A 20829-nucleotide genomic window follows, 5' to 3' on the forward strand; every position below is an offset into this window, starting at 1 on the left:
ACTTTGCGGTCGCGCCGCCCGGTCAGCACCGGGACGTCAGACGATCAAGAGGGAGGAAAGCGGGGAGGCAGGGTTTGCGTCAGCGTCCAATGCAGTGACCGTGCGCGGCCCCCCTCGGCGTGCTGCGCCCGAGGCGGTCAGGGGGCGACGGCGCCACGCTCGGCGGCTGCAAGCCGGGCATCCAGGCAGGCGATCGTCTCCCTGGCCCTCGCGAGCTCCGACCGGTCGCCGAGCGCGAGCCGAGCGCGGAGGGACGCGTTCTCCAGCAGGAGGTCATCACGCTCGCCACGTAGCTGATCTGCGTCGATCGCGGTCAGGCGTCGGGTCAGCCTGTCCACGTGCTGCCAAGCGTGGTGCTTCTCCGCGCACGCCTGGTGCGCTGTGAGCTCAGCTTCCGCTTGAGCCTGCTGCGCGTCGGCCACGGCCCGTTCCAGGCTCTCGCAGCGGGTGCAGCCATGCTGCGGGCTGCGCTGTCGCCGCCTCACGCCTCCACCGCCAGCAGCACCGCCACCGCGGCGATCTCGGCGGCCTCCGCCAGCATCTCCGCCGTCAGGGCTTTCATCTCGGTCGGCAACGCGCTGGGGGCGGTGGAGTCCGGTCGGACGGTCGGCTCGTCCGGCAACACCTCCTCCTCGTCGAACTGCCGCTCGTTCTGCTCGACCGGGTCGGAGATGTCGATCCCCGCCCGCCGAAATACCGCCAGCAGCGAAGCGACCGCCCGGCGGAGGTCCTTCGCCGTCGCAGACGACAGCACCCGGCCCGCCTTCGTCTCCAGACCGGCGCCAATGTGCTTGACCGCGGCCATCGTCTCCTCCAACACGGCGACGAGGGCGTCCTCGGTGGGCGCACCGGTCATCGTCACCTCGGCCGGTACGGGTGCACCGATCGTCACCTGGCCGTCCGGGGCGACGTCGTACGGCACCTGGAAGACGTGCTCTATGTCGGCGCCGTCGTGCACGCACACGAACGCGACGTCAGCGAACGTCGCCACCAGATTTGCCCACCCGGTGAACCCAGCTTCGCGCGCCCAGCCAGCGGCCGCCTGGCGGAGCCGTTCGCGCACCTCCTCCAGGCTCACGGGAACGGGGAACCCCATCGCACGGGCCGCGTCCAGATGGGCGTCCTTCGTCTCCTCACCCTGCTCGACGTCGGGAGCGTCAGCGTCGAGGAGGTCGTCCCAACCGTCTCCGCCGTCGTGCCATCCCGGCTCCTCTCCCGCGGGCTCAGCGCTGCCGAGCGGGAACGGTGTCGCTTCGCTGCCCCGCGCCACGGACACTTCGCTGAACGCGACCTGCTGAGCGGGCACCGGTTCCGGCAACGCCACCGCCTCACCCTCCGGAACATAGGTGAGGGTGACATGCGGGGTGTAGCCGTGATTCGACGCCACCGAGATCCCGGCCTCGGCCAGCCGGTCCACCAGATGCTGACGCAGCACCTCAAGTCCGGGCACGTCCACCGGCACGATCACTGGAACGCCGTCATTATTGGCGGGGAACGCGCCGATCCCGCCCACGACGCCGGCCAGCGGCGGCGAATCTGTCGCGACCGCGCTGACGACGTCGGCCACGGTGGCGAGGTCGTCCTCGCTGAGCTCCTTGCCCAGGTAGGCCAACGTGATGTGCAGTTCGTCTGCGGGCACTCCATCCGGTACGGCGAGCTGCTCGGCCACCTCGGCGGGCAGCATGAACGCCACCATGACGCCGGCTCCTGCTTCTGCGCGGTCCGCCTTCACCTCCACGCCGGCAGCTGCTGCCAGGTCCTCCAGCGCGGCCGCGGCGTCCATCCCTTCACGCCAGTCCAGGGGCAGCATGCCGAGCCGGCCAGCGTCGCGCGCTTGCCGGACCAGGTCCCGCTTGACCTCCCGCGGGGCGCCCTCGCGCAAGCAGTTCGCGATCCGGCCGGGCAGGTCGTCGTCAGCCAGGGCCGACTTCACCGACAGGGTGACGGTTTGTGAGCTGGCACCGAACGCCACCGGGGAGTACTCGAACAGGTCGAGCCGCCGGATCCGCCTGATGCCCTTGGCGTCGCGAGTCGCGCCGCCTCTCGGCACCCGGTAGCCGATGCTCCACTCTTGTTCCCTGCCGTAGAACTTGACGTTGGAGAACGCCTTCGCCCCATCGTCGGTCTCCAGGTTGAAACGGGCCTTGACGTAGAGTGCGCCTGCCTCGGCCGGCCACGCGATCTTCGCCTCGGCGGCCATCGTCAGGAGCCGCGGGTCTCCCGGAAGCAGTTCCTCCACGACCTCGGTGCGGGCCACCCACACCTTGTCGTCGTGGTTGTAGAAGCCCTTGGGAGTCCGCGTCGCTAGCGTGTCCGCGTACGCCCCGGGCAGGATCAAATCGCCGACATTGTCCACGACGTTCGTGACCGACACGAGCGCCTCGACGACACCTTCGTCCTGGGCATTGACGACGCCGGCGGACAGCCCACCAGCCGACTTGCGTTCGAGCTCCTGCGTTGGCACCGCGACCTCCCTGATCGGCTGCGGTGCAGGGTGTCTGTGCAGGCTCGTTAGCGTCCGGTCACGATCACGTCAGCCACTTCACGCCCTGCCAATAGCTGCCAGCCATGATTCGGAGGCCGAGCCACGGGTCGCTCTTGCGGTCGCGTCCGGGCTTCCACCCGATTTGCGCCACGTCACGGGGCTGTGGGTACGCCTGGTGCTCGAACGGAAGCCGGAACCGCTCAAGGAGCGTGCGTGCCTCGTCCAACTCGGCCAGTTCTCGCGCCAGGGCTTCGTCGCTAAGCCGGTACTCGTTAGGGATCTCGCCGTTCCGGTTGGCGGCTAGCAGCGCCTCCAGGCGTTGGATCTCCGCCATGAGTCGTGGGATGGTCTTCAGCCGATACTCGTTGTGGGGCGTGGCCATGACGAAGGGGCCAGCCTGAGAGGCGTCTCGCCACATGTAGCCGTCCATGGCCCACACGTAGCCGCCCGCCTCCAGGCCGGGCGAAATCTCGATACGTTCCAGCCCGGATTCCCGGTACCAGCGTTCGAGGTGGCCGTTCCAGGCGCCGGCGAAGCCCCGGCCCTGGTGTTTGCTGTCCAATTCGAGGTAGTCGTGCGACACCCACAGGCTGCCATCTCGGTCCCGGTGGAAGATCCGAGTAGTCTGGCCAGCCTTCTCGCCGTTCTTGAAGATCACACCATCCACGGTGACGACGCCGCCGTACTGTGACGAATAGGTGGGTTCCGCCATGTCGAGGACGACGCCGAACCCGGCATACTCGCGGCCTTCGAGTTCTTCCCGGAACGCGTCCTGGATCTCCTCGGCTCGATCGAGCACGTCGTCTTCGGACTCAGGGATCAGGTCGTCCAGAGACTGCCGGGCAGGACGCCCCTTCTCGCCGGGCGGGGGAGCTTCTCGTAACCCCAGTGCGTCCACGTCTCGGCGCCAAGCAGGGTCGTTGAAGACTTCCCGATAGCGGCTGATCGTGGAAGGGTCCTGCCGGTTGTAGCGGATCCAGCCATCGAGATCGCCGTTCTCGTCGAAGCGCACCCACGCGTCGCCAGGATGCCCCGGGCGGGCGAAGTAGGCGGCTGCCCCGGCAGGAGTGGCGGACGGGTCGGCTTCGGGGACGCTGCGTGGCGGCGTGTACGAGGAGTCCTCGACCACCTTGAGCCGGTAGGAGGCGACGTTCGTGGTGTTTCCGTCGTCCCATCGCACGGTGACGCCTCGCCGCGGGTCAGCACCGCGCACGGTCCCCGTCCGGCCGAACCCGACTAGCCGTACACGGTCGCCGATCTCGATCCAGCGCCCGTGCCATCCTCGCGGCTGCCAGTCGCCGCCTGGTTTCCGACCCACCCGCCGGATGATCTTCGGCGGGCGGGCTTAGCGTCAGCTCTCGCTGCGGCCGTCGATGATGTTCATCTGGCGGACGAAGTCGGGATCGTCGAGCATGGCATCGTCGTCAGCGCCCGGGTGTGCAGTCAGCCAGTCGAGACGGAGCCGGCCATACGCCTGCTCACGGGCCAGACGGTCGGGATGCGGTCGCTGCGGCGGGGTCCTGTCTTCCACGAGAGTCATGGTAGGTGTGGACATGGCTATGGTCTCCCTTCGCGACGACACGAGCGCCCACTCTGGGCGCTCAATCCAACCAAATATACCGAAGTATCTTTAGTGTCGTCTATCTAGGTTTCGGCGTCGGCATCGCCCACCACGCGCCTGCACTCCTCCAGCAACTCAGCAGGGACATCCACCTCATGCTGCCGGGCCAGAAGGTCCCGGGCAGTCTCCTCACGACTCATGCCGGACGCGCGGACGCACGTCTCCAGATCGGTGGCGAGCCGACCGCCGTTCCACACATCCCACACGCGCTTGCGTCGCGGTCGCGCCCCCACAGGTGTGCCTCCGATAGGAAGGGCCTTGCGCCCGGTGATCCAGGAGTCCGGGATGAGCTCCATCATGTCCATGCTACGAGCCAACTCGATGGCGACGACCTGCTCGTACCGGCTGTCCGCCGTGTCAATCAGGTGCTGAAGGTAGTAGCGGTACTTGCCCACGCGCGCGGTGACGCGCCAGCGGTCGGCGCCGCCCAGAATCACCGCCTCCCACTCATCGAGACAGCCGATGCCCGTGCGCGGAAGCGCGAAGATGCGCTCTGCGGGGACTGTGCCATCCAAAACCACACCGTGCTGCAGGCCCCAATCGGGATCGCCTTCCTGCCCCACGAACTCCTGTGCGGTGAACGGCGACAACGTGAAGGAGGAGAGCGGCCGCAGTGGCACCTCGGCCTCGAACTCGCTCGACCCTCGCCCGGACCGCGCCCAATCCGGCGGGCCCTGCTCGACATCCAGGATGTTCCAGACCATGCCGCGCTGGACGTGCACGTGTATGGCGCCGGCGTCGCGCAGCCATTCCTGCGTGGCGTCGTACTGGGCACGCACGAACGCTTCCACGAATGGGCGCACGCGCTCCAGGATCTCCTCCGCCATCACCAGCCTGTCGTTGTCAACGCCGTCCAGCGTCGTGCTGTCGAGGCCGAACATGTCCCGGGCCACAAGCTGAAGGGCCAACGATCTGGGTGCGACGGCATTGAACGCCCACGCGTTGACCAGGCCGGCCACCGCTTGTTCCCTGTGTATGGCGCGGTAGCGGTCGGCGTCGATGACCTCGAACTCGCTCATGTCCATCGATTGCTGGGCGTCTTCGAATTCCTCGGGAAGGATCTCCTGGTAGTGCCAGTCGGCCAGTTCGTTGGGTAGGTCCGGTGAGTTGGGCTGCTGGTGAAGCGCCACGTAAGGGGTCGGAGAGCGCACCATGACGGCCTCTCCCGATCGGAGCCGGCCGAGCGCTGCCCGGACGGGCTCGTCGAGCACGTAGCGGTCGTCAACGTGCTCGATCCGGCGGGTTAGGTCCTGGCTGATCTGCCGCTTGGCGAGCGCCCGGTTTCGCATGAACAGGTCGTGATCTCGGGCGTCCAGCTCGGTCAACTTGCGACGTCCGGCGGGATCGAGGCCGTCCCACAGCCGCTCATCCAGCGCCGCCAGGTCCGCGGCGTTCGCGGCTCGGCCTGGCTGAACCCTCGTGGGCGGGAGGCGCTCGTCGTTGCGGGGGCGGGGCGGCGAGCTCACCACCTCAGCGATCTGCCTGCTGTGGACGCGAGACACATGCCCGCTGTTGTGACGGACCCGATACCAGTCGCCGACGCTGTCCACGACGGTCGCCCGGCCTCCACCGTGGAGCCGCACGACGCTGCCGATCCGGATCCACCTGCCGTGCCAGCCTCGCGGCTGATCGGGGTCGAACGTCTTCACATCCAGGACGGCGGCCTTGTACTGCACACCGAACCGGCTCCAGTGCCACACGGCCACGAGGGCAGGCTCCCGTCTTGTCGGCTGGTCAGGCGTACGTGAAGCCGCCGGTTGCGGTCGCGGCCGCCGAGTCGTTTGTGACGACCACGTCCGCTGCCCCGGCCGCCTTGGCGGGCGTCCGGCAGGTGATGGTGGTCTCGTTGATGACGGTGATGCTGGTCGCGGCAGTACCGCCGAAGGTGACGGTGGCGCCGGGAGTCGCGTTGGCGCACTTGATGGTGACCAAGGTGCCGCCCGCCGCCGGCCCGGCAGCCGGGGACACGTTGGTGATCGCTGGCGCCGGGAAGCACGCGTTCAACTCCGACTGGCGGATCACCTGGCCGGCCGCGAACTTGAGCCGCCGCCGCACATTCGGGAAGTTCGCCCCCTCGGCCCGCACACCCTCGTAGATGCGCTCGCTGACCTTCACGAGCGGATCGGTCACCGGCACGTTGGTGACCAGGGTCGCGGCGGTGGTCTTGTTGATCTGCGTGCCATTGGCGCGGTACATCGTCACGGCATCCCCCTGATGCTGGTGGCCAGAAGCGGAGGGCCGTCGTTGAAGTACATGTCTGCGGGTGGCGGTTCAGGCGCGCTGATCAGCAACAGGGCCAACCCCACAATCAGCCCTATCGCGATCCCTATGGCGAGCCCGAACCGCCACCCCAACCCCCGCACGCCCGGCACAATGCCGGGCTGTCGGGCCTAGCGTCTTGCTCCGATCACTGCGTCCCAGCAGGCCGGACGGAGATGACATGGGTCAGTTCCTGGAGCGCAGCAATGACCGCCTCGGGGTCGTTCACATCGAGCCTGTTGCCGGAGTCCGGCAACGCCATCCCGTTCCGGAACTCCAGGAGTCGGCACGCCTGCACCGACCCCGATGTAACGCCTACCGACGCGGCCGCGCCCGGCCGGACCTCGCCAACCGTGACGGCGTAGTAGACGCCGTCGAGGTATCCCTCCACGATGCGATCCATGGGCTATGCCTCTTCCTGGCCGGCGGGGGCCCTGTCGTCGGGGAGCGCATCGGCGTATGTTCCCACCCACACTGCGGCCAGCGCCTGCTCATCGGCGTTGCGCGGATCGTAGGGGCACACCCCGGGCGGCGCGCCGAGCCCCGCCGCTCGCCTGGCTGAGCGCCGCGCGTCGGCCAGTTCCTCCATGGTGGGGGTGCGCCCCTGGCCAGTGCTCATCCGAAGTCCCTCCCGTTGCCCGCGGTCTGGCGCCGCTCTTGTGCTTGCCTGCGGTCGCGGGAATCGCCGAGCCATTGGGCGCGCCACTCGTTGAACGTCATCCTGCCGGTTGGCTGATCTGCCCACCATCGCTTGAGTTCCTCCGACGCGTACGCGTGTGCGTGATCGGCATTGCCTCCCCACAGTCGCGCCGGGTCAACGCCGGCCTTCCGGCCGAGAGGTGACAGCATGTAGCCGTTCGTCGCCTTCTCTGCCGCAAGGGCCTGTTCGTACACCCACTGCCGGTACATGCGGCGCACGACCTGCTCGCGCCGTTCCCCGGCGCCGCGCTCGGCGTCGATGATCGCGTTCCGCTCCTGCCTGTCCATCTCTTCCTCCGACAGGCCGTACGCCTCGGCGTACGCTTCGCGCGGATCCCAACCGTGGGCGATCAGTTCGTCCACCCGGACCTCTTCCGGGGTTCGCTCGTCCTCGGTCGAGCGCTGCCGGTCGCGGTCGTCGAGCTCGGCGAAGATCCGCCGTACGAGCACTCCAGACCACGGATCGGAGTGGTAGAGCGGCTGGTGCCGTCCCAGCAGTTCGACGAGCTGCTCATCGCTCATCACCCCGAGGTCGAGGTCCGCGTGCGGGTTGGCGCCGGTGTCGCGTCGCCGGTCTCGCTCCTCCAACTCGGCGCTGATCTGGTCGAGCAGCGCTGTGAGCGCCGGGTCCATGCCGTACCGGCCCAGGTTCCGGCCGTACAGGGCAGCGAGGTCATCGGTGTCCATGGACAGCAGGTCGGACGCGGCCAGGTCACCGAGGTCGTCGCCGCGGCGGCGCCGCTCTGCCTCGCGCGCCTCCGTTTCGGCGATGACACGATCCTGCAAGGCCGTCTTCGCAGGATCCTCGCCGTACCCGTCCCATCCAGCCAGCAGCATCGATTCCAGCTCCGCATCCGACAGTTCGGCCAGGTCGGTCTCGTCGCTGCCGGTGCGCTGCTGTTCGCGCCGGTTGAGTTCGGCGCGCAGCCTCTCCACTGCCTGCGGGTCGTCGATCCGGGCGAGGAGCGACCGCAACTGGTCATCCGACAAGGCGAGCAGGTTGATGCCGTCGAGCGGGCCCCGCTGCGCGGCGACCTCGCGGCGGCTACCTCCTTGCGGGCCGGTCGCGTCGGTGGCCAGCAGTGCGAGCACGCCGAGCCCCCAATGCCGCAGGTCGTCATCGGCGTAGTCTCCGTGCCCCGCCAGCGACTCCAGCACGTTGGCGAAGATCTCCTGGGTTCCGTCGCCGTTGACGCGGCCAGTGCGGGCGTCCGGGAAGTCTCCTGGATAGATCTCGAACGGGCGGCCGCGGTCCTCGCCGAACATGGGCTCCGGTCGCGTACGGTCGCCCACGTCGCCGTGGCTGGTGCGATCCCACAGCAGCGCCTGCCCTGCCGCTCGCAGACCGGGCACGGTCGCCTCCAGATGGTGGCCGAGCTCGTGCGCTGCCACCGTCGCCTTCGCTACTCCGCCAGGCTGCGCGGATGGCACCGGAACGCGGCCCGGCAGCCCCTCCCGGATCGCCGGGGCGATCTCGGTGTTGTCGTCGGCGGGCAGGCTGATCCGCGTGCTGCCGTCCGCCCGGACGTGCACGTGCTGGCCAGGACCCGTCACCACCTCGACAGGCCCGGCCTCGCTCGCCGACTGGAGCCAGTCGGACGGGAGGACCTCCTCCACGTAGCGGAGTGCTGCGGCGTTCGAACCTGCCCGCCCGGTCAGGAGGCGGCCCTGCCGGTCGGTGTAGGCGAGCCCGTCGCCGCCCACCCGGCGCACCTCGGCAAGGGTGGTGGCGAGCGCCTCTCGGCGCGCCTCGGCGAGCATGCGCCGCAGTTCCTGCTCGCGCACGGCGGCCGCCTGCCAGCGCGCGGCGGCGTCGTCGCGCTGCCCCAGTAGACCTCCGTCAGGGGTGCCGACGCTGTAGCGGATGCGGGAGATCTCCGCATCGACGTCGTCGGCTGCCTTCCACGCCTGCCCACGCTCCCGCGTGACGGCGTCGAGTTCCGCGCTGAGCGCCACTTCCCGCCCGGCAAGGTGCTGCCGGAACCGGACGTCCAGGTCGGCGCCTGCCGTACGTAGCACGGCGAGCTGCCTCATTGCCTCCAGGCCGGGGCCGTCATCGTCCGCGATGTCGGGCGCCCACAGCATCGCCTGGCGCACGGCGGGAACCCGCCCGGCCTCAAGGTCCTCCAGAGTCGTCGGCTCGAAAACCGTCCGCATGACGGGCTGCTTGCCGAGATCGGCCAGGTTGTCCGGGAGCTGAGCCCGGTACGTGGCCAGGCGGCCGGGAAGGTTGGTGTCCTGCGGCACGTCGGGCATGCGCGGTGCCGGCTGGGCGGGCGTCCCGTTGATGCGGTCGCGCAGCTTGGCGAGGGACACACCGGCGGGCAGCACGCCCGGCGCGGGCGGATGGTCGCGGTACGCGGCCACGACGCGCGACAGAGCGCGCGGCCAGGTCTCGCTGCCGAGCAGGTCCGCGCCCTCCAGCGCGGCCCGGATCCGGCTGGTGGCGCGGGCCTGCGCCGCCCGGGTGACGGCGCTGGTGGCCGGTGCCATGGCAGCGATCTGGGCGTCGTCACGGGCGCCGAGCCGGAACGCGAGCGTCGCTGCGGACGGGTCGCGCGTAGCCTCGATGCGGTCGAGCTGCTCGAACGCCGCGGCAAGCGCCACCTCTCGCTCCGTGCTGGCCGGGAGTTCGCGCAGCGCCTCGGCGACGTCCGTTGCCGCCCACCGGGAGCGCACGGTCTCCAGGTTGGCGAGGAACGCGGTGAATTCCCGCTCGCGCGAGATGCGTTCCCGCTCACGCCGTACGGAGGAGATGCGCGCGGCCGCGTTGTCATCCGCGGGAATGAGCCGCATCACGCTGGGGTCGATGTAGTCGTCCGGAGCATCGGGGTCGTCGAACACCGACACGGACCGCTGTTCGCCGCTGTCGGCCATGATTTGGACGGTGATGCCTTCGGGCACGTCGTTACTCGCCGGGTGGCGGATGACCCCGGTGACGGTGCCGGTCGCCATTGACACCGTGGCTCGGTCACCCACGCGCAGGTCGCGCCAGCCCACATACTCGGCCGTCTCCGGCTGCATGAGCGAGTCGTACGGCTGGCCGCTGGCGGCGGGCCCGCGCTCCAGTCGCTCCACCGAGGGCCAACCCCGGTCGGTGACGGTGATCGTCTGCTGCTCGTCGTCCCCGTCCAGGATCGTCATCTCGTACAGGCGGGTCTCGGCGAACTCGCCGCCGCGCCGCTCCACCGCCAGGACGTGGCCCAAAACGGGGTCGGTGAAGTCGTTGCCGTCCCAGCGGATGGTGTCGCCGACGCCGATCCGGTCGGCGGTGACGTGCTCGCGCGTGAACTCAGCGGGCGGCGCGGGCACGTCGTCGGGCAGGTCGGGCGCCAGCCACAGGTCCACGCTGTCCGGCAGGACCCGCTGCTCCACGCTGCCGTCCTCATGCCGGACATGCACCTGGTGCAGCCCGAACCCCTTCACGGGGCGAGTCGCCGTGACGGTACCGAACCGGATGGTGCCGTCCTCGCTGGGCAAGCCGATCACGTCGCCCATGACCAGGTTGCGCGCATAGACGCGTTCGGGGGCGGGCCGGCCGGGGTCGTGTGGCGGTGGCGGGAACCCCTTCAGGCGGGCGTTCGCGGCGTCGATCCAACCCGCCGTACGGCCCAGCGCGCGCCGCCGCGCCGCTGGCGTGTTCTCGTCGCGGGCCAGCGTGCGCACGTGGGCGGCCAATGCCTGGATCTGCTCGGCGGACAGTTCCCGGCGTGCGCGCAGTCTCGCCAGGGCCTGCGCCGCCGCCGGGGATGCGCCCGAACTGGTGGCGTCCAGGTTGAGATCCAGGAGACGACGCCGCTGGTCGGTGCGGAGCCGCACTCTGCCGGTGGGTGTCCCATCCGGCAGGTCCGCCGCGGTGATGCGCTCGGGCTCCGCCGGCGGCGCGGCTGCGGCTTCGGGTTCGCGGGTCGGCGCGCCGGTGACCCGATTGAGCAGGAGCCGCTCGTCCAGTTCCACCTCCGACAGGCGGCCGTTCTGGTCGCGCACGTCGAACCGAGCCCGCCCGCGGTCCACCTCCGGCACGGACGCGACCTGCATGGGGTGGTCGTCGATGACCACCCAGTCGCCCACGGCCAGGCCGGACGCCTCGGTCTCATCTACCGAGTCCGTGTCCTGTGTGGGCGCGAGCTGGACGGGCCGCTCGGCGGCGATCAGGTGCCGTTCGCGCCGGTCGTCGTCGTCGCGCACGAGCGCAGACACGAGCCTGTCGTCGAGCCGATCCACCCGCTCCACAGCCACGTCGCCGGTCGGGCCCGTGATCCGGTCGCCGTCGCGCAAGCTGGCGCCGCGCACCTGCTCAGGCGCCGGGGCGGGCTCGCTGTCGTCGAGCCGCAGCACGCGACGCGGCACGGAGAATCGCGTCCCGGACGGTGCTGGCATGGTGGTGCCGTCCGCCCGGGTGATGGTGATGTCGTCAAGCACTGCAGACGGCATGCCAGGTTGGCGGCGCGAGATCTTGCCTGCCACGGTGACCTTGTCGAACCGGCCGATGCCGAGCGCTTCCCGGTCCAGGGCGGCGGGCAGGTTCGGCCCGGCGGCGCCGAACTGGATCCGGTCGCCAACCTGGGCGTTCGCCTGCGGGATGTCCTCGCCGCCCTCGACGTCGGCCGGTGTGCCGCGGGTGAGGAGCGTGTCGGGGAGGCGGCTGATCCGGGTGCCGTCGTCGAACGTGAACGTGAGGCGGCCGCCCGTCTCCTGGATGTCTGTGACGCGGCGGCTGTCCTGGATGGGCTCGCTGAGCCGGGCCGGGCCCGCCGCGTTCGCGTACGCGGCCTGGCCTTCGCGTAGTAGGCCCGCATCGGGGCCGGCCATTCGCCACTGCGCCTCCGCGAGTGTGTCGCCCACGCGGACCTGGTCGGCGTACGCCTGCCCCTCAGGGGCTGGCTCTCGGGACGGCTCGGCGTCTGGCTCAGGGCCGCGCGAGGCGGCCGCGCGCAGAGCGTCCCAGTCTCTGGCCGGCTGGCCGTCCGGGAACGCCAGCTGCCAACTCTCCGCCAGATCCATGGACCGCAGCGCACGCTCGACGTCGCCCCCGGCCTGGGCCGCTTTCGCGTCGGCAAGGAACCCCTCGATCTTCTCGGTCATGCCCTGGATGGAGTCGCGCGCGATCTGCTCGCGGGAGGCGCGGCTCCACGCCCTGCCCAGCACATCCGCCACCTGGAGGAGGCGCTCCCGTTCGGCAGCCGCTCTGTCGGTGTCGGGCGCGTCGGCCGCCGCGCGGTCCAGCGCAGCCCTCAAGTCTGCGCGGGCGGAGTAGAGGTTGCTCAGTGGCAGGATGTCCAGCTCTGCGAACATGCCCTGGACAGCCGCGTTCACGGCGGCCTGCCCGTCAGGGGCGAACGCGTCCGCCGCCGGGACGAGGTCATCGCGGGTGGTCTCGCGCGCTGGCGGCGCTGCCTCTTGACGGATCACGCCGTATGCCGCGACCAACTCGTTGACGGTTTCGCGTTCGGAGCGGATGTGATGGCCGTTGACGTCGGTCTCGTACGACAGGCTGAATCCGCCGCCCCTGCGTGGCTCCACCTGCCCGACCACCATCGGGCTGCTCCACTCCAGCACGAAGCCGCCGAGGATCCGCCTCGGCACGCGTACGACGTCCTCCGGCTGGATCTGACTCCACCCGGCAGGCTGGTACCCGTCTGGCATCGCCCGGCGGGCGTGCGCGGATGGCGAGTCGTCGGTGTCGTCCAGGTGCTGCTGCCACACCGCGTCCGCCTGCGCGCTGTCGCGCTCCTTGCGCATCACCTGCGCCCGCTCACCGGACACGACCGTGATGTCGGTACTGCCGTCCATGCGGACGAACCGGATGACGGAGCCGGTCTCACCGAACGGCTGCACCTGGCTCACCAGCACGGGCTCCGCCCAGTACTCCAGGTTGGTGGACCCGGCGAGGTGGCGCACCATGTCGCCGGGCTGCAACTCCGAGCTCAGGGTGCCGGTGTACCCCTCGGCCTCGATCTCCAGCACCCGGGCCTCGCGCGCCGCGTTCCTGCGCTCGTCGGACGCCGCAAGTTCGAGCCGTGTCTGGACCGCGAACGCGATCCTCTCTGCGGCCGCCTTGCGCGTGGCCTCCGACACGGGCGTGTAGTTCTCGTCGCCGACGACCCGCCAGTACCAGGAGGTGCGGCCGCGCTTCACGACATCGCCGAGTACCTCGCCGTCACGGACCACGTCCACGCCGCCTCTGGCGTTGGGCCGGTAGGTGAGGGGAGAGGGAGGGGTGCCGTCCGCCGTAGGGGGCTGCGCGGACTCGCTGATCGTGTTGCGGATCATGCCGAGTCGCGGATCGCCCGGGGCGAGTTGCTCGGCCTCGTCCAGCAGTCGAGAAGCCTGCTCAACGTCGCCGGCGTTATACGCTCCGCGTGCCCGCTTGGCCAGCGCGGTCACCTGCTGGCGGCCGGCGGCGCGCTCCCGCACGGCCTGGTCGTCCTCGGCCTGCTGTTGCGCTGCCTGCTCGCGGGCTGCGGCACGCTGCTCGGCTTCCTCGCGCCGCTGCCGCTGCTGAGCGCCCAGTTCGCTCTCGCCGTCTCGGTTAGGGTTGCTCTCGGGGGCTGTGAACAGCACGTGCTCGGCGTTGCGGGCGAAGATGACCCGTTCCTTCGCGCGCCGCTCGTTGTCGCCGCGCACCTTTAGCAATTGGTGGCCGTCCTCGTTCACCTCCTCGGCCGACACGACGGTGTACGGCTGGGAGAACCCGCTCACCTCTAGCCCCTGGTGAGTGAAGGCGGGCAGCCGCACGCGGTCGCCCTTCTTCGGCGCCTGCCCGGGTCGGCGCTCCCACCCCGCCGGCGGGGTCAGATCCGGGGGAGGGGTGGCGGCCTTCCCGGTGACGACCTGGTAGAGCGCTTCGGCGGCTTCCTTGCGGCTGCCGTAGTCGCCGCTGGACAGGATGGGCTTGCCATGCGCGGACATGTACCGGCCGGTGGCGGCCTCACCGCCCTCCCTCGACCACATCCAGCGACGGCCCTTGCCGTTGGCGTTGTAGCGGGTGTCGGGCACGCGTCGGACGGAGCCGATCGGCTTGTCCTGGTCACTGGCGTGGACGTCGAAGACGCCCCCACCGGTCTGTTCGAAGGTGAGGGTGGGTGCCCCGACCGGCTGCGCTTCCGGGGCGGCCGGCGCAGGCGACGGTGTCTCCCCCTCTTCGGCGCCGCCTGGGTCGCTTCCCGGCTCCGCGGTACGGTTCTCGACGGGCTCCGCGGTACGGTCTGGGGTCGGGTCGGGCTGCGCGGGCGCTGCCTCGGCCTGGGCTTCGCGGATGATGCGGCGGATGTTGTCCCACCGCTCCTGGGTGGGTTCGAGCTCCTCGGCCTGGTCGATCAGTTCCAGCGCTCGGTCAAAGTCTCCGTCGTCGAACGCACGCTTGGCCTGGTTGGACCGGGCGGTCGCTTCCTTCTTCCGGTCCACCCGCTCCCGCTCCTGCTGGCGGGTGCGCCGGACGATCTCCTTACTCGTAAACGTCAGGACCTCGGGGTGAGCGGCGATGTAGGTGTCAACCCATTCCTTCTCTCCAGGCCGCGGTGAACCGCTCTTGCCGGCGCCCTCGGCGATGTACCGGCCGGGGTCGCCCGTCCACCGGTAGCCAGCGGCCATGCGCTCGATCGCCGCGACCAGCACCGCCCGGCGGGTATCGCTCATCCCTTCGGGGGACGGCGGGGTGCCGTCGTCGGTGGAGGGGAGCGGGGTCGGGTCTACCCACTTGTCGCGCACCTCAGCGCGCGCGGCATCCCATCCTTCGACGTCCGGGTACTCAGCGGCGATCTCGTCGATGATGGCCAGCCCGCCGTCAAGGTCGCCCTCGTCGGCCCGCTTTCCGGCCTGGTCGCGCGCCTTCAGGATCCGGTCCACGCGGCGCCGGTTCTCTCGGATGACCTCGGCGTGCGCCTTGTCCCAAGCGTCCCGCAGTTCCGTGCCGGCCCGAGTGAGCCGCTCCCCTTCCTCGTACTGGGGGCTGTTCACACCGCCGCTGCGACCGTGCTCGTCCACCAGGTCGCGGAACTCCGACCAGGCGCGCAGCATGGCCACCTCGTCGTCCCCAACCAGCGCCTGCCGGTACGCGGCCGCCGCCGCGGTGATCCGCTCGGCGGTCGAGTCGTCGAGGACGCCTGGCCGGGGGGCGAGCTCGTCGGCCTCCGGCTCCTCTGGGGCGTCGGTGGACTCGGTGCCGCGCTGGTAGGGCTCCTCGCCGAGCATCTCGAACGCGGACATGAGGTCACGGCGTGCGTCCTCGTCCTTGTCGCCGCTACGAGAGGCAGCCCGAACTGCCCGATGCACACGCGATGCGGCGGCCCTACCTTCCGGTGACTCTTCAGCCCCGGGGCGGGCGACGACCCGCAGCACGTTCTCGGCCCAGTCCGGGATGCGGCCGCCGTCCGCGCGGAGCGCACGCCGGTACCACTTGCTGGAAGACGGGCTCCGCGTGAGCACCGCGTGCAGAAGTTCCCGGGCGGTGTCGGTGAGCCCGACCTCGCTGGCAAGATCGGAGACGAGGCGCTTGGTGCTCTCCTGCTGTTCCTGCTGCGCGAGCGCCCGCAACGCCTCGATGTTGCCCGGCTCGGCCGACGTTGCCGGCGTGCGGCTTTGCCCGGTCGCGGCGCGCCGCTCCCGCTCCTCCAGGCCCATCCTCAGCGCCTCGTAGTAGGCGTGGCTGTTGAGGTCCTCCCGGATCGTGGCGAGGCTGGCCATGTCGGTGAAGCCGCGTAGCTGCTCATCGTTCAGCGCCGCGAGCTGCTCGGCGAGGTTGTCCGGCACTTCCCACGAAAACGTGCCGCGGTCCATGGCTTCGCTCGCGTCGGGGTACTGCTCGTCGAGCTGCTGGAAGACGCGGGTGCCTGCGACGTAGTCCAGACTCGGCCCGGGGTAGCCGCGCCGGCGCATCTCCTGCTGTACGGCCACGGACTTGCCGATGACGCCGGAGATCCCCCACACGCTGCCCGGGTAGATCGCCGAGCTGTAGATGCCAGCGATGGCGCGGGAGGCGGCGTGGTCGAACGCGACCTGGTCCTCGACTGGAATCTCGGCGAGCTTCTCGCGTGTGCTGTCGCGGCTCTCTCGGTAGGCGCCGTCGCCTCCAGGGCCGCCGTAGTTGATCACAGAGGCGACTGCGGCCCGCCCATCGGTGCCGATGTCGCGCCCGAAGTAGGCGAGCTGGGTCTCGTCCACTGCTTCGAGCCGGGCATCAACGTCTTCGAGTTCGGTCGGCTCCGGGGCGGGGGCGGGCTGGTCGTCCTCGTCATCCAGCGCCATGAACAAGTCGCGGTTGCCGTCCTTGTCGGTGCCCATGTCGGCGAACAGGCCCTCCTGCGGGCGTGTCGTCGGCTGGACGGGGGCACCGTCCGCGCGGTGGTTCGGCGGCTCGTCTGCGGGCTGCCAGTCGCCGAGCTCCTCCTCCGCCAAGGTGCGCCGGTCACCGCGGATGGTGACGACCTCGACCTCGGCGCCGGTGAGGGTGTCCTGGATCTGCTCGACCCGCACGGGGTCGTTGAACGTGGGCGTGGTGATCCACTGACGGGCGGCCAGTTCGGGTCGCTCCCCGTCGCTCTCGGCCGAGGCGGGCGGGGTGTCGATGACCTCGACGTCGGAGGCGTGCGCGTTGACCTGGCTGCCGGAGTCAAGCCGCACGAGGAGTGCGCCATCCTCGCGCGTCTTGGCCACAGCGCCCTCGGCGCCGTTCGACAGCCGGACCCGAGAGCCCACCACAGGGACCTCGACGGCTGGGGCGGCTTCCGGCTGCGTGGATGCTTCCGCCTCGTCGATCGCGTTGACCTGGTCGCGAATCTCGCGCGCGATCCGGTCGGCCTGCTCCTGGTCGTTCTCCCGCTCGGCCTCGACCAGGTGGGCGAAGTCCTCGTCCGGCACGACGCGCGCCATCGCGTCGTCGGTCGTATACATCGTCCAGTGCCGGTTCGTGTTGTCCACAAAGGACACCGCCCAGCCGCTGCCGGGCTTGGTGTCGGCGTCCTCGGGCGGGCCCGCCGGCGAGACGCCGGAGATGCGGCCCAAGTTGCTGGTGTTGTCGCCGAAGGAGTCCCAGCCGTGCACGTACGCGAGCTGGCCAGGCCGGAGCTCAGAGACGGGGACTCGGGTGTCCTGCCCGGACGGCGTGAACTCCTCGACGCCCTTGGACGGCTTGCCGGCACGCTGCGGCCGGGGCCGGTCCGCCGGGTTACCAGACGGCTTCTTCCCGCCGGGGGCGGCGGTGACGGTCAGGTAGTTGCGGTGGACGGAGATCTTGCGCCCGTCCGCGGTGTGCACCTCCAGGCGGCCGCCGCCCAGGTTCCGGGCTACGGTGCCGGTGCCGCCGCCCCAGATGGAGACGGACGCACCGGTCTCAATCCAGCGCCCTCTTCTGTCACGCGGCTGGTCGGGGTCGAAGGCGTTGCGCAGCCGGCGGGCTTTCTCCTCCAGGCTGGCGGTGTAGGTGACTCCGCCTATGGTCCACGTCCGCTGGTTGGTCACCCGTGCCCCCTGTTTTGCCCCGTGCTGGTGGAGGGCAGGGAACAGGGCGGGACGGCATAGTGTCCCGGTCCGCCGATCACGTCAGCGCGGTCACGCGGCCGCGAACAGGTCGAGCTGGTCGTCTCGGCCGGGGTGGGCGGCCACAGTCTGTTTATCGGGCCTGGGGGTGCGCTGCTGGGCGGCGCGGGCAGGGGTGGGGAACAGGTCGAGCTGGTCGGGCTGGCCGATTTCGCGCTTGGCCTCAGCGGCGACCGCCTCGACACGGGCACGCCAGTTGAGGGCGAACACCTGGCAGTTCGCCTCGCTCTTGTGCCGGGTGGATCCGCACTGGGTGGGGGTGCGGCGCCCGGCGTACGACCAGGCCATGCTGTCGGCCGTCACCAGGTATCGGCCGTACCGGCGCAGCCCGGCGAGCTTGACTCCGAACCCGTGCAACGGCAGGTCGAGCTGGGCGAGGGTGCGGAAGATGTCGCCGATCTCTGCGCTGGCCTGGCGGCGGCAGACGGAGCCGACGCCGACGATCTCGTAGTCCTCAGCCAGACGGACGCCGTGCTCCTCGTACAAAGCGGCGCAGGCGAGGTAGTCGTCCACGCTCCAGCCCTGGATCACAGGCATCACGGGGCAATCGGCGTCGCTGAACTCGGGCCACAGCTCGGTCAGGCGCACGAAGCTCTCGACGGTTCGACGCAGGTGCTCGCGGATGGTGAGCCCGGTCTTGGCGAGCATCCACGGCTCGCACATCCAGTCCTGCGGCGCGGCCCAGTCCAGCATGGTGAGCTCGTCGTCGTAGCGGGCGAGTGCGGCGAGGTATTCCTCCGGTGTGGTCACGAACTGGTGGTAGAGGGAGAGTTCGGTGAAGGCGCCGGAGTCGATGGCGACGTGTCGGAGGGGGATGCCCGATCGCCAGAACGGCCAGCGGGGCGGGGCGGGCAGCCGCTTGTACTTGCGCAGCACGCGGTGGCTGATGAACAGGGACACGTCGATCGGCGCCGTGGTGAGCCAGGAGGCGCGGTGGGTGCCGAGATAGAAGTGCAGGTCCCGTGTGTCGTCGCAGATGAGCATGGGTGGCTTTCGGGCGTGCGTGAGGGCCGGGGCGGCGCCGGCGGGGTGCCGCCCCGGTGGGTTGGTGGAGCGTCAGGGGCAGCTCAGCGGCGGGCGGTGCGGTGGGGGTGGCCGCACCAGTGCGAGCGGGACAGGTCCTGGCTGCCGCCGCAGCGGCCGGACGTGCACGGCCGGTGGGGGGCGGCCGCTGCCCGCCGCTCGGGCGTCGGCCACCGTGAGGGTTAGGCAGCGTGCTGGACGTCGAACCGCTTCACTTCGACGGTGAGCAGCTCGTCCGGGGTGAGCTGGTCCTTGAAGAGGTCCACCCACTGCTCGGCCTGCTCGTCCGTGGCGGTGGCCTGGTCGTAGGGCTGCTCTTCGAGGAAGTCGAGGTAGCGGTGGGGGATGTACGGCGTGTCGCCGTCCGTGATGAGGTCGTGCAACGTCTCGGCGGCCCGCTTGTAGGCCCGGCCAGGCGTGGCGGTGACGTGTTGGAAGCGCCGCCCGTCGCTCCAGACCACGGTGGCGAGGTAGACGTGCTTGGGAATGTCGGTCATGGGGTTTCCTTCCGGTGGGGTGCTCCCGCCCGCCGCTCGGGCGGGAGCCTGATGGGGGTCAGACGAAGGTGAGTTGGGAGGGTCCCTTCAGCGCCGCCTCCCACGCCTCGGCGAAGCTGTCGTTGACCTTGTCGATGGCCAGCGCCGGACCGGTCACGAACGCCTGCTCAGGGCACGGGTAGTAGATGTTGCGCTCGTGGATCCACACCCGCTGGTGGCGGCCGTTCTCGTAGCGGGCGCCGGACGGCAGGTAGTGGGTGGCCATGTAGTCGAGCAGCCGCACCATGTCGGCGCGTTCGCCGGTGGCGATCCGGGTCATGGAGCGGACGGCGTTGGCGTGCTTCATCATGTCGTCGGTCTTGGCGCGGAACGCGCGCCGCACGTCGTAGACGGCCCACGGCATGCAGTTCAGGTGCTCCTGGAAGTCGGCCAGCAGGCTGGGCCCACCCTCGAAGTCGAGTAACGCGTCAAAGAGTTGCGCTCCGCCGATCAATCCCTGGCGCGGGTTGGCGGCGACAGCGAGATACTCCATCGTGAGTGTCTTGAACGCCTCGTACGGGGAGGCGATGTACCGGGGAAGGGTGCGGGCGAGCCCGGCCCGGCTTGCGAGGGCGTATGGGCACTCCACGCACGCACTCTTGATCCACTGGACCTTGAACTTCTTCCACAGCACGTCCTCGCAGAAGGCACGGTCCCAGCCCCACTCCGTCAGCGGGTAGAAGGGGATGCGGCCGGGCAGTCCGAGCGGCATGTCGCGCATCATGCGGGTGAGCTCATCGACCTCGAACCCGATGATGTGCACGAACGATTCGCCGCCGGTCAGGTCGGCGATAAGCGTGTCGAGAGCCCAGCCCTTCGCTTTCAGCGAGCATTTGCGGATGCCGCCGGTCTGGGGGACCGTCGCGACCTCGACCATCTCGTCCGACAGGCGGTAGGCGCCCTGGATATAGCAGGTGGTGGGCCGGGTGGTGTCGTCCAGGATGACGATCCCGTCCCGCTGGCTGTTGCTGGCGCGCGCGACCTGGATGGTGCGGATGCTGTGCTGGCGGAGCAACGGGAAGATGTAGGCCTCGACCAGGTGCGCGGTCTCCAGCCACTCATCGCCGGTCTGGGCGATGACCACGATCAGGTCCTTCAGCGCGAAGGTGCGGGAGGCCGGGTTGTCGAGCCACTCGACGAGAATCGCGGCGCTGTCCACGCCCATCCCGAAACCGAAGATGACTTTCACGATCTGACCTCGACTTGCTCCAGCGTGATGATCGGATACCAGACCTCTACGCCGAATCGGTCCACCCAGGCTTTGGTCTGCTCGGGGGTGGCGGCGTCGGGGTCGTACGGATGGGCCGTGACGAAGTCGTCGTACGCCTCCTGGTCGCCGCCGGGCTCCAGGGAATCCCGGGCATGCTGACGGAGGTAGCGAGCCGTGTGCGCGTATGCGGTGGGTTCGTCAGGGGCGGCCATGATCACGGACTCGAATGCGCTGAGCGATCCCCAGTCGAGGTGGATGACGTGCACACACATGTTGCTGGTCATGCGGAGGTGTTCCTTCCGGCAGTCCCATGTGGCGCCCGCCGCTCGGACGGCACACGGAACCTGAAGAGATGAGCTAACGTCCCGCCCCGATGCGGGCAGGACCGAAGAGGTGGACGCCGCCAGGGCTGGGGATGGAGGGGGCTGAGGCTGGCCCGGTGCGGCGCTTGTGCGCTTGG

Annotated in this window: 13 protein-coding genes; all 13 read right to left on the bottom strand. The window is 70.0% G+C overall.

What is annotated here, in order from left to right; all coding sequences use genetic code 11:
• Positions 1-137 precede the first annotated feature (137 nt).
• The gene (locus ACIBKY_RS03780; protein WP_397094148.1) at positions 138-485 is read right to left on the bottom strand and encodes a hypothetical protein; all 348 of its coding nucleotides are present in this window, start codon (positions 483-485) and stop codon (positions 138-140) included.
• The gene (locus ACIBKY_RS03785) at positions 482-2464 is read right to left on the bottom strand and encodes a 2'-5' RNA ligase family protein (protein ID WP_397094150.1); all 1983 of its coding nucleotides are present in this window, start codon (positions 2462-2464) and stop codon (positions 482-484) included. Before ACIBKY_RS03785 ends, ACIBKY_RS03780 begins: the two co-directional genes overlap by 4 nt.
• Positions 2465-2528: 64 nt before the next feature.
• Entirely contained in the window at positions 2529-3665 is a 1137-nt protein-coding gene (locus ACIBKY_RS03790; RefSeq protein WP_397094152.1) for a hypothetical protein, read from the bottom strand.
• Between the two features lie 171 nt (positions 3666-3836).
• Positions 3837-4016, bottom strand: coding sequence for a hypothetical protein (locus tag ACIBKY_RS03795; RefSeq protein WP_397094153.1), 180 nt, complete (start codon positions 4014-4016; stop codon positions 3837-3839).
• Between the two features lie 113 nt (positions 4017-4129).
• A complete protein-coding gene (locus ACIBKY_RS03800; RefSeq protein ID WP_397094154.1) occupies positions 4130-5812 on the bottom strand; it encodes a hypothetical protein in 1683 nt (560 codons plus the stop codon).
• 28 nt (positions 5813-5840) lie between these two features.
• On the bottom strand, positions 5841-6302 hold the full coding sequence (locus ACIBKY_RS03805; protein WP_397095439.1) for an IPT/TIG domain-containing protein: 462 nt from the start codon (positions 6300-6302) through the stop codon (positions 5841-5843).
• Between the two features lie 211 nt (positions 6303-6513).
• A complete protein-coding gene (locus ACIBKY_RS03810) occupies positions 6514-6768 on the bottom strand; it encodes a hypothetical protein (protein ID WP_397094156.1) in 255 nt (84 codons plus the stop codon).
• Positions 6769-6771: 3 nt separating this feature from the next.
• Positions 6772-6984: a hypothetical protein gene (locus ACIBKY_RS03815; protein WP_397094157.1), complete on the bottom strand. Its 213-nt coding sequence runs from the start codon at positions 6982-6984 to the stop codon at positions 6772-6774.
• Positions 6981-17522 (bottom strand): hypothetical protein, encoded by a 10542-nt coding sequence (locus ACIBKY_RS03820; protein WP_397094158.1) that lies wholly within the window; start codon positions 17520-17522, stop codon positions 6981-6983. Before ACIBKY_RS03820 ends, ACIBKY_RS03815 begins: the two co-directional genes overlap by 4 nt.
• A 90-nt stretch (positions 17523-17612) precedes the next feature.
• On the bottom strand, positions 17613-18584 hold the full coding sequence (locus ACIBKY_RS03825; RefSeq protein ID WP_397094160.1) for a hypothetical protein: 972 nt from the start codon (positions 18582-18584) through the stop codon (positions 17613-17615).
• 221 nt (positions 18585-18805) lie between these two features.
• Entirely contained in the window at positions 18806-19120 is a 315-nt protein-coding gene (locus tag ACIBKY_RS03830; protein WP_397094161.1) for a hypothetical protein, read from the bottom strand.
• Positions 19121-19178: 58 nt separating this feature from the next.
• Positions 19179-20348 carry a hypothetical protein gene (locus tag ACIBKY_RS03835; RefSeq protein ID WP_397094162.1) on the bottom strand — a complete coding sequence of 390 codons (1170 nt, stop codon included), beginning with the start codon at positions 20346-20348 and terminating at the stop codon, positions 19179-19181.
• Positions 20345-20653 carry a hypothetical protein gene (locus tag ACIBKY_RS03840; protein WP_397094164.1) on the bottom strand — a complete coding sequence of 103 codons (309 nt, stop codon included), beginning with the start codon at positions 20651-20653 and terminating at the stop codon, positions 20345-20347. The genes ACIBKY_RS03835 and ACIBKY_RS03840 overlap by 4 nt, the downstream gene beginning before the upstream one ends.
• Positions 20654-20829: the final 176 nt, after the last annotated feature.

Source organism: Nonomuraea sp. NPDC050394, from assembly GCF_044459065.1.
In the GTDB taxonomy this organism is placed as follows: domain Bacteria; phylum Actinomycetota; class Actinomycetes; order Streptosporangiales; family Streptosporangiaceae; genus Nonomuraea.

What these genes read in the sequence shown, in the direction of transcription:
- ACIBKY_RS03810 (WP_397094156.1), bottom strand. Translation starts at nt 6,768, where the DNA reads ATGGATCGCATCGTGGAGGGATACCTCGACGGCGTCTACTACGCCGTC.
- ACIBKY_RS03830 (WP_397094161.1), bottom strand. Translation starts at nt 19,120, where the DNA reads ATGACCGACATTCCCAAGCACGTCTACCTCGCCACCGTGGTCTGGAGC.
- ACIBKY_RS03815 (WP_397094157.1), bottom strand. Translation starts at nt 6,984, where the DNA reads ATGAGCACTGGCCAGGGGCGCACCCCCACCATGGAGGAACTGGCCGAC.
- ACIBKY_RS03805 (WP_397095439.1), bottom strand. Translation starts at nt 6,302, where the DNA reads ATGTACCGCGCCAATGGCACGCAGATCAACAAGACCACCGCCGCGACC.
- ACIBKY_RS03825 (WP_397094160.1), bottom strand. Translation starts at nt 18,584, where the DNA reads ATGCTCATCTGCGACGACACACGGGACCTGCACTTCTATCTCGGCACC.
- ACIBKY_RS03840 (WP_397094164.1), bottom strand. Translation starts at nt 20,653, where the DNA reads ATGACCAGCAACATGTGTGTGCACGTCATCCACCTCGACTGGGGATCG.